This window comes from Alicyclobacillus sp. SO9 (genome assembly GCF_016406125.1).
Taxonomy (GTDB): Bacteria; Bacillota; Bacilli; order Alicyclobacillales; family Alicyclobacillaceae; genus SO9.
The window spans coordinates 2,137,362-2,153,647 of record NZ_CP066339.1; the positions used below are offsets into that span (position 1 = coordinate 2,137,362).

The window sequence follows — 16,286 nt, forward strand, 5'->3', positions numbered from 1 at the left end:
GTGACGTTCAAAACTTGTATAAGAGTTGTTCGGGGTAAGGGGAGTACAAAAACGAGGAGGATGTTTCATTTGAAACTGAAGTCTGTTGTGTACTCTCTTTCCGTAGCAGGGGCCGCAGGTATGTTGTTTGGTGCTACAGCGTTGCCGGCCTATGCAGCTTCACACCGTCAAAGCACCCGTCCACTTGAATCTTCAAGGTCGAATCAGCCGTTCAAACACGTCTACGTCATTATGATGGAGAACCAAGGCACACCGAACATTATTGGGAATTCTCAGTTGCCCTATATTAACAAACTTGCGAAACAGTATGGTTATGAGAACAACTACTTCGGCGTGACTCATGAAAGTCTTGCCAACTATGTAGCATTCTTCAGCGGTAATAACTGGGGCACTCACAGTGACAACCCAACACAGACCTTCAACCACACCAATCTGGTGGACCAGTTGGCGTCGCATCACATTACTTGGAAAGGCTACATGCAGAGTATGCCTTATCCAGGATTCAAGGGGTACTGGTACCCTGACAATGAACCCAAAGGTACTGCTCCTTCCAAGACGCCTCCCAACGCCTTGTATGCTCTCAAGCACAACCCTTTTACGCTCATGACAGACATTGCAAATCATCCTAGTCGAGAGAAAAACGTGGTCCCTTTCACACAATTGCAGACGGACCTGAACCACAATCGCGTACCAAATTTCTCATTTATTACACCGAATGTCATTAACGACATGCACGGTCAGCCGCCGGGTCCAGGGTCGACGGTGACATACAATGATCCCGCTAAGTTGTATCAGGCCGGAGACAACTTTGTGAAACGAACAGTCAAAGAAATCATGTCATCGAGAAGTTGGAAAACAAGCAAGTCCATCATCTTTGTGACATGGGATGAAGCAAACTATCCGTATCCGCCAAGCTCGACCACCAGTAAGCAGTTAAAACAGTTTACCGCGCCAGGACCGGATGCACCTATCGTGCCTGCCGGCACTGTCGACGGCTATAAGTGGCCGGGTGGTGCTTATGGTGGCGGCAAAGTACCCATGATAATGATTGACAATGCTTTTCCGCATCACTTTACGCTCAATACTTGGGCAAATCACTATTCACTGTTGCGTACCATCGAGCAAAATTGGCACTTGGGCTTTATTGGGTATGCCTCAGATTCGCGTCAGGTAAAAACACTGCCTGTTCCCGGGGAACCGCAGTTGAGGCACAGACGGTCTGACAACTAATCTTACCGGCACAGACTCGCTACCAACAGACTCGCCTACCAATTGATGAAAAGTACATCACAGTGCCCCTCCGTTTGGCTGACGGAGGGGCACTGCTCTACTTCTACTATGACAGAGTCAACCTGTGCTCGTGTTGAGGATGTGACTGTGTGGTTTGAACGGAGATGGTTTCGACTCGCAAGTGCACCTGGATTAAGGGAAGGCCCAAGTTAGCTGTTAGGCTTCTGTGAAGGCTGGACAATAATGCTTCAGCGGCTCTCTGAATGTTTGTTCCCAGTTCGATGGCTGCATTGACTTTTACAGTGAGGGAAGGTTCAAACTCGACTTTCGTTTGGCGTAGTCGAAATGGGTGTTGTTCTTCTGATACCACACAAGTAACCAAGTCCTTGATTGCACGAGGATGGACATAAATACCTCCTCCGGAAAACACCGGATTGACGATAAGCCGCCTTCGTTCCTCACCAGTGGTTCCTTGGGGACTCAGTTTTTCCAAGCGGTATTGAATTTGTTTCAACAGCCAGTAGTGTTTTGACTGCTGAACTTGTGATGCTGCAATTGGCATAGCGTGCATCCCGTACATGCGCAGGCGCGAGGCAAGAGCTAACTCTTCGCTTGACACGAAGTCTTCAATGGCTAGCCAGTTGATATCTTCTGTTAATTCCAGGTTGCTGCAGATGGTAAGAATCATCTTTCTGGAGGTGCCTAAAACGAGGAGGTTGTCATTACCTTGGTAATGTGACAGTGCGGTCATGACGTCTGCTCTGTGGTCTTTGTTCATGAAGATGGCTCGTCGAACTGCTTTGATTGCATGCTTCTCCAGTTTTCCGGAGTAACCTGCAATCATCTGTCCGTGAGAAATGAGTACGCCGTCGTCAATGATAAGACCACTGCCGGTCTTCTTTGCCACTTCTTCCGCGACATAGCTTTTTCCGGTACCGCTGGCTCCTACCAGTGCAAAAATCTTCACTACCTGAGCACCTCGTTTGCGTACTTAAGATTTCTTCTCGGTTCCATTTTTCATCATCAATATGTACCTACATTATAATAGGATACTTTTCGTACTGGGACCAGCACAGGCTGGTCCTGTTTGTTCTGGACAAAACACTGATGCAATAACTCCGGGATGCTTCCCGGGGTTATTGCATTGGTCGTTTGAAGAAGACGGCGTTAGTGTTCAAGGGCGGGTGCAGGTTTTTCGGGTTCCCACAAGACTTCTTCTTGGGCCTTCTCTATGACCAGGTTTTCGTCACCAGGCATCAGCAGCATACCCTTCTTGAGAACGTACCGGAGCCAAGACCCAGCCATCCAGCTTGTGAACAGTGCCAGCATCACAAGAATGGCGAAGAAATTCTGGTTAATAATCCCGATGGAAAACGCGATTTGAGAAAGCACAATACCCGGTCCTCCACGGGCGTTCATGGCTGCAGCCAAGTTGAAACTGGTAAGTTTGTCGTTTTTAATGAAACGGCATGTGAAGTACACCACGACTGTCTGCACAATGGTGGCAAACAGCAGGTACAGGACGAAGAACCCGACACTAAAGTCTCGAGCCAGGTTTAACTGTAAACCGACAATCCCAAAATACAAGGGTACGAAGAAAGAGAACGAGAATTCACTCACGCCCGTCCGCAATCGGTTCCATAGTTTGTCTGGCAGCGTAAACTTGGCAGCGACACCGGCCAGCAAAGAACCGTACATGACATCGACATTCAAGTATCCTGCTACAGTCGACAAAGCAATCATCACGAACAGAAAATATCCGAGAAACGAGGCTCTGAACAGGAAATTGGACCGTTTGGAGGTGAGGCGCCTGAGCGCCCACGGAATGACGAAGATACAGAGCGCCAAAAAGCCCAGGGTTGTGCCAAGGCTCCTAAGAATAATAGACAGGTTAATCCCGTTGTGTGCACTGACAATGCCGGACGCTACGGCCAAAGCCACGAACAGGATGATGTCATGAACACCCGCAACCCCGACGATAATCTTGGCGAAGCGTGTGTGCATAATACCGAGATCGGAAAATATTTTAGAGATGACCGGGATGGATGTAACGGCAATCGAGATGGCGATTACAATCTTCAACGCGACAATATTATTGTCAGGACCGAGGAACTGAGCCGGGTTAAAGACATACGTGGAAAGCCAGCCGATAATAAACGGAATCACAGTGGACGCCACGATAATCCAAATTCCGATTTTGGCATCTGTCCCTTTAAAACGATATTGGAACTTAAGCCCGGAACTGAACATCAGCATCATCAGGCCGAATTCCATGAGAAACCCGAAAAGTTGGCTCTCTTGAGGGAAACCCAAAAAGAGCCAGTGGAATGCGTGAGGAAAGAAATATCCCAAAAACGTGGGCCCAAGCACAAGCCCCCCTGCCACCTCACCAATGATGCGAGGCACGGTTAGACGCTCGGCAATGTAGCCCAACAGGTTGGAGGCTAACAGAAGTGCCCCGATTGCGAACAGGAATTTGGCCAAATCTCCGCTGCCAATACTGAACATGAAAACTCCTCCTTATCTCAGGTATCGTGCTATCGTTCGACAGCCGTGAGATACCCTATGACCAAGGAGAAGTTATGTCCAAGGCATGTGTCTACTTGAACAGACGCAAATTGACAGAAACACAGAAAAATAGTGTTGAGTCTAATAACCGTCAATATAGAGAAGGCTCCTGCGAAGTCTATCGCAGGAGCCATTATCCGTTCGTCGGAAGTTTTGGTGAGCTCCATCACCCGTTATTCAATTTACACCATGATATGCGGTTCTTTTTAGGTTTGTTCTTCTGCAAACACCCATCTTGGATTCAAAGTGTACAACGGTTTGTTAATATCCGCCCATTCCTGCCGGAACGATGAGTACAAAGAGTACAAAGATAATCAGAAACACTACAGCCCATTGCGTATAGCCACCGAAAGTTCCCACTTGAATCCCTCCATTCAAAACGTATGGTTCACAATACGCTTTAAAAGGGTAAGTAGGATGGGCGAAACGGTTAAAAGCCAGAAATCAGGGTATTTGTCCCTGCTTTTCCCCTGTTGAATTATACACGTCATACTGGATTCAACATGTCTCAGTATCAGATGTTTGGTATTCGTTATAAAATCCGCAGAAAAGGCAGTGAAAATGTGAGAAACACTAGCTGTGGTTAAGATAATCGCTATTGTTACCGTGTCAAAGTCCGCAGACGTACTTCTCAAGTTTTGAAAGACTCAGTTGTGCAGCAGTAGATTAAGGAATGAATAAGAAGTATGACAATTTGTTGAAGAAAGAGGAGGGATGAAGAGTGTTTAGAAACAGTTCGAATGACGGGGGAAATAACCGGACAAGTGTTCAAACAGTTTTGAAATGGGGAGGCACCTTCGTCCTGGCGGCCGCAGTAGGTGCAGGAACCACTTTGTGGGGGTGGTCACATTTTCGAGCAAACGCGGCTGTGATGACGCCGTCTGTTGCAACGGCACAGCAGACTTCGACACCGCAAAATTCAATTACTTTGAAGACGCCTTCTCCAAATTGGGTTACGAGTGTCGTGAAGAAAGTAAAACCTGCTGTCATGGGGGTCGTGAATTACACGAAACAGACGAACTTCTTTTCCCAAAAGAGTCAGCTTAAGCCTTACGGAGTCGGCTCAGGTGTGCTTTTCTACAAGAATAAGAAGTATGGATATCTCGTAACGAACCATCATGTCGTTGCTGGGGCGGCGAAAGTCTCTGTTGTTACGGTAGGCGGGGTTCACCTCCAGGCACATGTGGTCGGGTCCGATCCGTTCACAGACCTGGCTGTGGTCCGCGTGCCCCTCCAAAAGATAAAGAATGTCCCTGTTGTACAATTTGCCAACTCATCGAAAATAGAGGCGGGTCAACCTGTTGTGGCGATTGGAAACCCGATGGGACTAGCCTTCCAGGATTCCGTCACCTCAGGCATTGTCAGCGCAAAGCAGAGAACGATGCCCGTGCAAACAGAGAGCAGTCATCAAACCTTGGATTACCAATCTGAGATTCAGACGGATGCGCCAATCAACCCTGGTAACAGCGGGGGTCCGCTGTTAAATCAAAATGGAAAGATCATTGGTATCAACGATAATAAAATTGTAGCACAAGGTTTTTCGAATATGGGTTTTGCCATTCCCGCAAATGAAGTAAAGCAGATAGCGGATGAAATCTTAAAGACCGGACATGTTGTTCACTCTGAAATTGGGATTGACGGCTATCCGTTAAGTGCAGTTCCTGTCTCCATGCGTCCTAACGTACCTGTCAATCAAGGTGTGTGGATAAGTGCCGTAAATTCCTCTAAGGCGAAGAGCTCAGGGCTGAAGCGCGGTGATGTGATTGTTTCCATTGACGGGCACGCCGTCACTGGTACTGCGGGCCTTCGTACCTACGTGTTTCAAAAGAATCCGGGGCAGAAGGTGACACTGACCATCTATCGCGGGCAGCATAAGATGAAGCTGCACGTTACATTACAAAAATACAAGATGGTGAAACAGTCGAGTACAAGCTCGTCATCGAGTACACAGCAAGGAGATCCACTGAACCCCTTCTCAGCACCAGGAATGTTTGGGTGATACAGTGTGATTGTGTAAGACATAATTGGGGCTGCACAAGAGGTGCAGCCCCAATTTATTCTTTGCGGCATACGTGTACGCCTCAATGCCAGTAAAACCTAGTTATTTGCGAATGCCGCTGTGTGGTCCGGGTGGTGCTGCCGAACAAGCCCGTGGGGGTCGAGCACAAACTTTCGGGCCACACCTTTATCGAAATCACGATATCCTTGTGGAGCATGACTCAGGTCCACAACTGTTGCGTTCACAGCCTTTGCGATTTGAGCACGCCCGCTGAGGATAGAGTTCATGAGTTGCCGGTGGTAGCGCATCACCGGCGTCTGTCCTGTGACGAAGTGATGAGCTTTGGCCCAGCCCAGTCCAATGCGAATTTTCAGCGAGCCGACTTTGGCGTCGTCGTCTTTGGCACCCGGATCGCCAGTAACGTACAGACCTGGAATACCCAGGCGGCCTCCGGCCCTGGTCACGTCCATGATGGAGTTTAGTACGGTCGCAGGTGCTTCTGTATGGTTTTTGCCGTGACCGTGCGCTTCAAATCCAACGCAGTCGACTGCACAATCCACTTCAGGAGTCCCGAGTATTTGCTCGATTTGCTCTCCGAGGTCGTCGTGTTCAGTTAAATTAACGGTCTCGCAACCGAAGCTCCTCGCCTGTTCCAGTCTGACCTCGTTCAGGTCTCCGACAATAACCACAGATGCTCCCAACAGTTGTGCAGAGTGAGCGGCCGCTAATCCGACGGGACCCGCTCCAGCAATATAAACGGTCGATCCCGTTGTGACCCCAGCACTGACAGCCCCGTGATATCCTGTTGGGAAAATGTCTGAGAGCATAGCGAGATCCAGTATCTTTTCCATGGCCTGGTCCTTATCTGGAAACTTTAACAGTTGGAAGTCTGCATAGGGCACCATCACATATTCTGCTTGGCCGCCTACCCAACCGCCCATGTCTACATAACCGTAGGCAGAACCAGGGCGGTCTGGGTTGACATTCAGGCAGATGTGAGTGTCGCCTTCCTTACAGGTCCGACAGCGTCCGCAGGCGATGTTGAACGGGACGGAAACGAGATCGCCCGTCTTGATAAACTCGACATCCCGTCCGGTCTCAATCACTTCTCCGGTGATTTCGTGTCCGAGAACCAGCCCTTCAGGGGCTGTTGTGCGACCGCGTACCATATGTTGATCGCTTCCGCAAATGTTTGTGGAAACCACCTTTAGAATCACCCCGTGTTCACATTTACGCCCTACATTCAACGGGTTGACGCCGGGACCGTCTTTTAGAACCAGCTCAGGATAGTCGATTGATTCGACGCCGACTCTTCCTGCACCCTTGTACACAACAGCGCGGTTTCCTGACATGTTGGCACCTCCAGAGTTTTGATGTGTGTTACAGTAAGTACAAAAGCATCTTATGATGAGTAAGTATTTCGAACAATGAGAAAACGGTTACTTTATGCACACGCATAATTTATTTTGTGCATCCATACAAAACGAGTAGGACTGTTGGACAGGACCTTCTTATTTTGAAAGGGGATGGTGTCATATGGATGAAACTGTGTCGTCTTCAACTGCGCAAAGACGTGTTTCCAGGCATCATGAGCGCGAGTTCTTTACAGCCATTCAGAGGGGCCGCGACCTGGCTGCTGATTTGGATAAAGCAGTATTAAAACTCCACCAGCGCTTCCCTCATTCAATTCTCATTCTTGAGGACCAGACTGGCTGGCCCGTGAGAACCTTTGGAAACGACGAAGAGGTTAAGCGAACAGGTGACGAATGGAAGCGGGTTCCACTCCTGTTTAACAACCACCAGTTTGGATGTATTCGCTACATGGGTGCTGTCGGAAAGCTTTCTAATATGGACGTAATAGAGATTGTACTGAGCCTTATAGAAATAGAGCACTGGGCAGAGGTTGAGAGTGAGCGCAGGGGAGAAAAAGTACAAAGACTGCTCTCTGAAGGTGTAACCGAAAGTGTGACACGGCTTCTTTCCCTCTGCGGTCTGGTTGAATCCTGCGGGTATATTCTGGTGGCGATGGAGCTCAGCACGAAAGCCGATAAGTTTTTGCACATGGATGAGCTCAGAAAATTTATGCTGGCCCGGTTGTGGAGATACGAATCAACGATGGATTTCATAGCCTTTCGACAAGGTGGACTGATTGGAATTTTTCCTGGAGAACTGGAGGACAGAAAGAAGTGGGAAGAAACTGTTGAAGACTGTATTGTTCAGTGGAATCACTATCAAGAACGTCAGTCAAGTCCGCTTGCGATGGAAGTTCACGCATGTGTCTCCTTTGTTGAGTCGCTGCATCAGTTAGACAACGGAATTCGCAGAATTGATGCTACCTTGCAGTTGGCTGACAAGTGGAATCTATCAGGTTTAATACGCCCGCGGTTCAGCCGTACACTCACAACGGACATGCTCTGCAACCTCGCGGACCGCCAAATCCTCGAAATGGTAGAGGGCACCCTTGGAGCACTTCGGGCCGCAGAGAATGAAGAACTCCTTCAGACCTTGCGCATCTATCTGCTATTCAATCAAAATGCTGCCCAGACGGCAAGAGCACTGTATATTCATCGCAATACACTCCTCTACCGCATCAAAAACATAGAAGAAATTCTTGGGTTAAATCTGCGGAACACAGCTCAACTGTCAGCCGTTTGGTTTGCTCTTGAAGGGCTCGAATTTCTGGAATCCTCCGGTCTTGGGAAGAATCTCAACGGCAAGGACGCTCAGCGTCAGTAACACCGTCTTCTCCACAACTTCTCCACATCATTTACATCATATCTTCATAAATAACCTGCTTCCGCCAACTAGACTAAATGTGTCAGGGACAGGCAACTTGTTACTAAATGGTGTAAGGAGGCAATGGTGTGGAAACAGAGCAGTCGACGCAGAGAAATGAGGAATTATATCTTACTAAGAAAGCATGGTGGAAACGACCCTTTCCCTGGATTGCAGTGGTGATTGTACTTGCCGGCGGGGGTACTTATGCAGTCGTCCGTCAACACACGAAAAAAACTGCGGCCCCTTTGTATCAAATCCGATATATTCAGGCCCGCACTGGAACCGTAGCACAAACCGTCAGTATTTCCGGAACGCTTGAGCCCATAAATCAAGCGACGGTGTCCGCCAGCGGAACGTTACAGTCTGTCTCCGTAAAAGTGGGGCAGAAGGTGAAGGAAGGTCAAGTCATTGCTCACATGGACACCAGCAGTCTTGATTTGCAGTTGGAACTGGCGAAAGCGCAGCTGGCCAGCGCTGATGCCAAACTGGCACAGGCAAATGAGACAACAACCACGACAGTTAAAGGGAAAACCCAGACGACGCAGCCGAATCCCAATGTAGTTGCAGAGGACCAAGCGTCTGTCGACCAAGCGAATGCAAAGGTTGTGTCCATTGAAAATCAGATTGCTGCCTGTACAGTCAAGAGCCCGATAGCAGGCACAGTCATGACAGTCGCAAACCCCGCCTCTACCAGCACTGTTACAATCAGCACGACGAGCAGCGGTTCCGGTTCCTCCGGCGCCAAAGGCGGCAACTCCTCGAGTAAAAGCATTGCTTCCATTACGGATTTGTCTTCGTCGGACTTTGAAGTTCAGGCCAACGTAGCACAGGCAGATGTTTCAAAAATTCATCCAGGTCAAAGAGCGGACATTTCGATGTCGTCAATTCATGGACCAAGGCTGGTTGGAACCGTCGAGAGTCTGCAGTTGATTCCGCACACTTCCAGCGGTGTGACTACATACCCGGTAATCGTCAAAGTGAATAAACCGGCAGGGTCCGGTGTGACGATGCTCCCGGGAGCCAACGTATCGGTTGTCATTGTGGAGAAACAGGCAAGAAATGTTGTGACCGTGCCCACGGCTGCTCTGGTCCAGCGTCGCGGCCAAGTAGGTGTCTACGAAAAAACAACAGGCAGTTCTTCTGCCAATGGCAGAACGACATCGGGGTCTGCTTCAGGCACTCAAACCTCAAAGGGCGGCACGCGGGGGCATTCGTCTAATTCTCAGTTCGCGGCACCGGCCAATCTCCAGTTCCACCCAGTTACTGTAGGGTTGTACGGAGGCAATACGGTTCAGATCAAGAACGGGCTTCAAGCAGGGCAGCAAGTAGCGCTCGTTCTTCCCTCATCCAGTCAATCGAGCAGTACGGGAAGTAGTGCGGGGAGACGCGGCTTTGGCCTGGGCGGCGGTTTTGCCCGGTTTGCAGGAGGAGGACTAGGCGGAGGCAGAAGGTTTGCCGGCGGAGGGACTAGAGGCAGTCGCGGCGGGGGTAAGGCTGGCGGCGGGAAGTCCGGAGGTGGCAATGGATGAAACCCGTGATTGAGCTGCAGAAGGTGTCCAAGCGTTATGACAACGGACCCATGTCGTTTTATGCGGTCAAAGATGTGGATTTGCGCATTGAATCAGGCGAATTTGTAGCTATCATGGGTCCGTCCGGTTCGGGGAAATCAACCATGATGCATTTAATGGGGTTGCTTGACGTGCCGACCTCAGGCAACATCCTCGTTGACGGGATTTCCACGTCAGTCTTGACTGAGAAATCGCTGTCGCGCCTGCGGAACAAAAAACTGGGATTTGTTTTTCAAAGCTACAATCTGCTTAGCCGAACCTCAGCTCTCGAGAACATCTCTTTGCCGCTTTGGTATGCTCGACAATCCCCGGCACACACGGAGGCTTTGGCAGCCCGAGCGATGAAAAGAGTGGGGATAAATCCTGTAACCAAAGGTCGCAACCATCCAAATCAGTTGTCAGGCGGACAACAACAGCGGATTGCCATTGCGCGTGCAATTGTAACAGAGCCCAGCTTAATTTTGGCAGACGAACCTACGGGGAACTTGGACAGTCACTCCACGGATGAGATACTGGCCTTGTTTCAGTCGCTCAACGACGAAGGCACCACAGTGGTTCTTGTCACACATGAAGACTATGTGGGACAGCACGCTAAACGAATTATCCGTTTTCGAGACGGACACATAGAGAAGCAAGAACGGGTGGAGAATCCACTGCGTGCGAAAGAGGGGGCGGTTGTGTGGGAGTAGGAAGAGTTTTAAAGACAGCTTTCTCAAGCCTGTGGCACAATCCGCTGCGAACGGCGCTAACTCTGCTCGGAATCATTATTGGTGTGGCCGCAGTCGTAGCTTTAATGAGTATCGGCAGCGCAACGACGAGCAGCGTGACGTCGAGAATTCAAGGGCTGGGCACGAATTTGCTGGTAATCTCTCCTGGACAGTCCGTGCAAAACGGCGTTAGTCAAGGACTTGGCACCGCACCGCTCACTTCAAAAGATGTGACAGCCCTGGAAAACAGCAAAGACTTTGCAAATGTGGCTCCGGATGCAACGACGAGATTGCAGGTGCTGTACGGTGCAACAAACTATCGGACTGTCATTGAAGGCAGCACCATTGCACTTCCTGCTGTACGAAATCTAAAGATGGCGAGAGGGCGTTTCTTCAATTTGGAGGAGCAAAGGGCGAAGGGGAACGTAGGCGTCATCGGATCGACCGCGGCTCAGAACATCTTTGGTAATGCGAACCCTGTAGGCAAGACGGTATGGATTAACGGATTGTCGTTTCGAATTATTGGAGAGCTCCAATCGCAAGGGTCATCAGGTCCAACCAACAGGGACGACAAAATCATTGTTCCTCTTACCACGTTGCAAGCCCGACTGACGGGTACAACAAATCCGAGTACAATCTACCTTTCTGCAAAGAATGGACAGAGTATGACTGCGGCACAGAATCAGGCAACACTGATTTTGCGACAGAGTCATGGACTAGGCTTTACACAGTCTAATGACTTCACGATTACAAATCAGGCCTCTTTGCTAAATACCCTGCAGGGTGTATCCAAAACCATGGAAGGATTTCTCGGTGGCATAGCTGGAATCTCACTGATTGTCGGCGGCATTGGTATCATGAACATTATGCTTGTCTCAGTTACTGAGCGCACTCGGGAAATTGGACTGCGTAAGGCCCTTGGCGCAACCAAGGGAACCATCCTGCGGCAATTTCTCGTCGAGAGTGCGCTGGTAGGGATTATTGGAGGTTTTATTGGGATAGGACTCGGAAGCGGTGCAGGGATTGCTATCGGTAACGTGATGAAGACTCCCGTTCAAATCAGTTTAACAGCCGTCTGGATCTCGTTTGTGGTATCGCTGGTTGTAGGACTTGTCTTCGGCATCTATCCGGCGTTCCGCGCAGCTTGGTTATCACCCATTGACGCATTACGGTTTGAGTAGGACATCTATTTCCCATGGCTTGTTGAGAAACTGTTGAGCTGCTGAGCACGCAACTGGGTTGCCCGCCCTAACCGGCTGAAAGGAACTTTGGAGCAACGTGGCTCTAAAGTTCCTTTCTGTGTTGTGATGAGATTCAACTGTCACGGTTCGCAACGATGCTGAAGCGAAGACCGAGCACTCTATTACATGGCAGAGGTTTTACCGCTGTTGCCGTTACCGCTTCCAAGGGTTGTACGGCCGAGCAATTCCTTGCCTTTTGTATAGCGAAGATATCCGTCAAAGCCAATTAAGCTTACATATCTCGGGAATTGCAGCCAGACGATATCGGTCACCAGATAACCAAAGTTGTTAGCCGCACCTGCTGCAGCGTACTGCAGGTTCAAGAAGATGGCTGCGACAAGAGCCCACACCACGCCAAACCCAAAGAAGATAAGAACGCCAATGGCCATTTCGAAGAAAACAACCATAAAATCAACGAAACCGCCAAGGTTCAGGAAAATGTGATTTGCAAACCAAACGAGAAGGTTATTAAGATGAAGCGGATCAGGCCCGTGAGAATGTTGAATGCTGTTGACCATTCCTTTAATGAGACCGCCGGAGTTGAACTTGCCGTCTGTAAGCCATCCTTCTTTGACCATTTTGTCCCAGCCGGCCTTAAACCAATCCCAGCCAAAGACAAGTCTGCATATGGTAAAGACGACAACCACGATTGCGTTCCACCAGCTCTTTTTTAGCTCTGCTGTTACGGCTTCAATATAACTCATTTCTTACCCCTCCCAAATGTAGATAAGGTTCATATGATAGCGGTGCAACAAAGCGAATGTGTTAGCTATTTATTAGAATCACATTTCGCTTAAGTCACTTTCCGCTATATAGTTTCTCTCTAAATTCCTCAATTTCCAATGGCGGAAAATGCTCATTTTACGGGTAGCTCAAAAATTACCTCCCGGGAGTATAGGAACAACAAGCATACTTGAGCGCTTGATATAGGACCTATTAGCTAGCCAGGACTATGGTGCTGAATGAGTAATTTTGATGGTGAACATAGTTGACCGATGATGACATATGGTCCTTATCACTCTTTTTAGTAATGCGCAGCACAAATAACTTGACTATTTTGACACTAAGGACGCAAAGTGTTACGTTTAGTGACATACGGACTTACTTTTTGTTTGTGAGTGCGGGCGCACAGCTGAGTCAAAGCCTCATTCATTCTGCCTCAGATTGGGTATAAGTTCTATATTCTGGGAGGTGGGTTAAGTTGAAGCTGGAATCGGAAATAAGACACACTAGTGAATTCGTTGAAGTAGACGTAGATGACGAAGTGCGAAAGGTTGCTGATACCTCTTCGGTTTTGGACGTCATTTTGGAGAACGATGCATCATTTCCCCACGTTTGTTACCACGAGGCACTTGACCCCATTGAGACCTGTGATACCTGTATTGTTGAAGTGAATGGAAGGAGAGTGCGAGCTTGTTCCACATCGGTTGAACCGGGTATGAAAGTACGCACGAAGACGGCCTCTGCAACAGCAGCGCGGAACGAGGCTATGAACCGGATTTTGTACAATCACGATTTGTATTGCACAGTCTGTGACAACAACAATGGCAACTGTACATTACACAACACGGTGAAGGCCATGGGTGTAGAACATCAGAAATACCCCTTCAAACCAAAACCGTATGAAGAGGACAATACGAATCCGTTCTATCGTTACAATCCGGACCAGTGCATTCTGTGCGGTCGCTGTGTTGAGGCATGCCAAAATCTGCAGGTGAGTGAGGTTCTGTCGATTGACTGGGAGCGTGACAGACCGCGTGTGCTTTGGGATGATGATGCCCCCATTAATGAATCGTCCTGTGTTTCCTGTGGACACTGCGTAACAGTATGCCCGACCAATGCCTTGATGGAAAAGTCCATGTTGGGAGAAGCGGGCTTTGCGACAGGCCTTAAGCCTGAATTACTCGAGTCGATGATTCATTTGACGAAAGAAACCGAGCCTGGGTATTCCCCGATTTTCACTATTTCCGATATGGAATCAAAGATGCGGGAATCCAGAATCAAGAAAACCAAGACGGTCTGTACATACTGCGGGGTTGGATGCAGTTTTGACATTTGGACAAAGGACCGTGAAATACTCAAAGTTGAGCCCCAGATGGACGCGCCGGCCAATCAGATTTCCACCTGTGTGAAAGGTAAATTCGGATGGGATTTTGTCAACAGTGACGAGCGTTTGACGGAACCCCTAATTCGCAGAGGGGATGAATTTGTTCAGGTTAGTTGGAACGAGGCAATGGATTACGTTGCAGAACGGCTGACACAGATCCGCGAGACGGATGGACCTGACGCTATTGGCTATATTTCATCTTCCAAGTGTACCAATGAAGAAAATTACTTGATGCAAAAGTTTGCACGAGCCGTAATGGGGACCAATAATGTCGACAACTGTTCCCGCTATTGCCAAGCGCCAGCTACGACGGCCTTGAGACGGACAATGGGGTATGGCGGAGATACGGGATCGATTGAGGACATTGGTCAAGCAGAACTGGTCATCATTGTTGGCGCAAACCCGGCTGAATCTCATCCCGTTCTTTCAACGCGCGTGCGGAGAGCACAAAAGAAGCATGGGCAAAAGCTGATTGTGGCGGATCTGAGAATGAACGACATGGCAAAACGAGCAGATGTCTGGCTCCATCCGAAAGCAGGCAGCGACTTAGTCTGGTTATCAGCTGTGACGAAATACATGATTGACATGGGCTGGCACGATGAGTCGTTTGTGCAGGAAACTGTGAACGATTTCCATGAATTTCTGGTTTCACTGGCCCCGTACACGTTGGAATACGCGGCGAAGGAAACTGGATTGTCACAGGAACAGCTGAAGCAAACCGCACAGATGATTCGCGACGCCTCTTCGATGTGTATCCTCTGGGCCATGGGTGTGACCCAGCAAGTGGGCGGCAGTGACACAAGTACAGCCATTTGCAACCTGCTGCTGGCCACGGGGAATGTTGGCAGACCTGGTACCGGCGCTTATCCGCTGAGGGGTCACAACAACGTACAGGGAGCTGGAGATTTCGGTTGTGCACCGGATGTTTTTCCAGGCTATGAGTCAGTCAATTCGGAAGATGTCAGAGCGCGCTATGAGAAGGCATGGAACGTTTCGATTCCTACCACAAAAGGCCTCAACAACCACCAAATGGTAGAGAAGATCCATGAAGGTGAATTGAAAGCCATGTACATCATGGGTGAAGAGATGGCAATTGTCGACTCAAATTCAAACCGCGTGCAAGCCGCCTTTGAAAAATTGGAATTCTTTGTTGCTCAGGATATTTTCTTCTCCAAAACAGCCCAGTATGCAGATGTAATCCTTCCTGCCTCCCCGAGCCTGGAGAAAGAAGGGACGTTTACCAACACAGAGCGTCGCATTCAGCATCTCTATCAGGCTCTGGATTCGAAAGGCAGTTCTCGGCCGGATTGGGTCATCATTCAGGATTTGGCTAACCGTCTTGGAGCTGCCTGGAACTACACGCATCCATCTCAAATTTTCTCTGAAGCCACTGCAATTGCGCCTATGTTTCAGGGGCTGACCTATGAATCCCTGGAAGGCTATCACTCGGAGCAGTGGCCCATTCAACCAAATCAGGCGGGAACACCGCTGTTGTACCAAAACGGTTTCCCGTTTCCAGATGGGAAAGCCCGGTTTTATCCGGTAGAGTGGACCAAACCGCTGCTCGCGCCCAATGCAGAATACGATTTACATCTGAATAACGGTCGGATGCTCGAACACTTCCACGAGGGAAACCTGACGTACCGAGTCAGCGGGATTGCTCAAAAGGTACCCACATCTTATGTAGAAGTCTCTCGTAAATTGGCCAGAGAGCGAGGTATCGAGGATGGAACGACGGTTCGTCTCATCTCCCCGTACGGAGCGGTGAAACTGCAAGCAACTGTTACAGACAGAGTAGAGGGCAATGAGCTGTATCTGCCCATGAATACTTCGAAAGATGAAGAAGCAGTCAATTACCTGACCAGCAGTAACCACGATGAAACGGCCTATACGCCCGCGTACAAAGACATCCATGTACGCATGGAAGTACTCGAAGGTAGAGGCACATCGCCGCTGGTCAAAGGCAACTTCCGCCTTGGTCACCCGAATCCTCAACCGGGTGTCATGGTTCATAGAAAATGGCAGCGCAGCGACTATGAACCCCTTGTGGAGCAGCGTCCATCGGGAGAGCGCTGAAATGGAAAAGGA

General features: G+C 49.2%; 11 protein-coding genes and 1 riboswitch. Of the genes, 7 read left to right on the forward strand and 4 right to left on the reverse strand.

What is annotated here, in order from left to right; all coding sequences use genetic code 11:
- Positions 1-69: 69 nt before the first annotated feature.
- Complete coding sequence (locus tag GI364_RS09640; RefSeq protein ID WP_198853379.1) at positions 70-1,230, forward strand: alkaline phosphatase family protein; 1,161 nt, start codon at positions 70-72, stop codon at positions 1,228-1,230.
- A gap of 106 nt (positions 1,231-1,336) precedes the next feature.
- Here GI364_RS09640 and GI364_RS09645 read toward each other — a convergent pair whose 3' ends face one another.
- Both GI364_RS09645 and GI364_RS09650 read right to left on the reverse strand, forming a co-directional pair.
- Positions 1,337-2,197, reverse strand: a complete 861-nt coding sequence (locus tag GI364_RS09645; protein ID WP_198853380.1) for an isopentenyl transferase family protein — start codon at positions 2,195-2,197, stop codon at positions 1,337-1,339.
- A gap of 200 nt (positions 2,198-2,397) precedes the next feature.
- The gene (locus tag GI364_RS09650) at positions 2,398-3,738 is read right to left on the reverse strand and encodes a cation:proton antiporter (RefSeq protein WP_198853381.1); all 1,341 of its coding nucleotides are present in this window, start codon (positions 3,736-3,738) and stop codon (positions 2,398-2,400) included.
- A 177-nt stretch (positions 3,739-3,915) separates the two neighbouring features.
- Positions 3,916-3,978, reverse strand: a riboswitch (Fluoride riboswitch).
- A gap of 541 nt (positions 3,979-4,519) precedes the next feature.
- On the opposite strand from GI364_RS09650, the gene GI364_RS09655 reads away from it, so the two are divergent.
- Positions 4,520-5,797 carry a S1C family serine protease gene (locus GI364_RS09655; RefSeq protein WP_198853382.1) on the forward strand — a complete coding sequence of 426 codons (1,278 nt, stop codon included), beginning with the start codon at positions 4,520-4,522 and terminating at the stop codon, positions 5,795-5,797.
- A gap of 98 nt (positions 5,798-5,895) precedes the next feature.
- Here GI364_RS09655 and fdhA read toward each other — a convergent pair whose 3' ends face one another.
- Positions 5,896-7,149, reverse strand: coding sequence for a formaldehyde dehydrogenase, glutathione-independent (gene fdhA, locus GI364_RS09660; RefSeq protein WP_198853383.1), 1,254 nt, complete (start codon positions 7,147-7,149; stop codon positions 5,896-5,898).
- A gap of 184 nt (positions 7,150-7,333) precedes the next feature.
- Here fdhA and GI364_RS09665 point away from each other — a divergent pair, with 184 nt between their 5' ends.
- From GI364_RS09665 to GI364_RS09680, 4 genes are all read left to right on the forward strand, one after another.
- Complete coding sequence (locus tag GI364_RS09665) at positions 7,334-8,533, forward strand: PucR family transcriptional regulator (RefSeq protein ID WP_198853384.1); 1,200 nt, start codon at positions 7,334-7,336, stop codon at positions 8,531-8,533.
- Between the two features lie 128 nt (positions 8,534-8,661).
- On the forward strand, positions 8,662-10,104 hold the full coding sequence (locus GI364_RS09670; protein WP_198853385.1) for an efflux RND transporter periplasmic adaptor subunit: 1,443 nt from the start codon (positions 8,662-8,664) through the stop codon (positions 10,102-10,104).
- Positions 10,101-10,832 carry an ABC transporter ATP-binding protein gene (locus tag GI364_RS09675; RefSeq protein WP_198853386.1) on the forward strand — a complete coding sequence of 244 codons (732 nt, stop codon included), beginning with the start codon at positions 10,101-10,103 and terminating at the stop codon, positions 10,830-10,832. Before GI364_RS09670 ends, GI364_RS09675 begins: the two co-directional genes overlap by 4 nt.
- Positions 10,823-12,031: an ABC transporter permease gene (locus tag GI364_RS09680; protein WP_198853387.1), complete on the forward strand. Its 1,209-nt coding sequence runs from the start codon at positions 10,823-10,825 to the stop codon at positions 12,029-12,031. Before GI364_RS09675 ends, GI364_RS09680 begins: the two co-directional genes overlap by 10 nt.
- A gap of 182 nt (positions 12,032-12,213) precedes the next feature.
- Here GI364_RS09680 and GI364_RS09685 read toward each other — a convergent pair whose 3' ends face one another.
- Complete coding sequence (locus tag GI364_RS09685; protein ID WP_198853388.1) at positions 12,214-12,795, reverse strand: hypothetical protein; 582 nt, start codon at positions 12,793-12,795, stop codon at positions 12,214-12,216.
- A gap of 497 nt (positions 12,796-13,292) precedes the next feature.
- Here GI364_RS09685 and fdhF point away from each other — a divergent pair, with 497 nt between their 5' ends.
- Entirely contained in the window at positions 13,293-16,274 is a 2,982-nt protein-coding gene (gene fdhF, locus GI364_RS09690) for a formate dehydrogenase subunit alpha (protein WP_255524633.1), read from the forward strand.
- Positions 16,275-16,286: the final 12 nt, after the last annotated feature.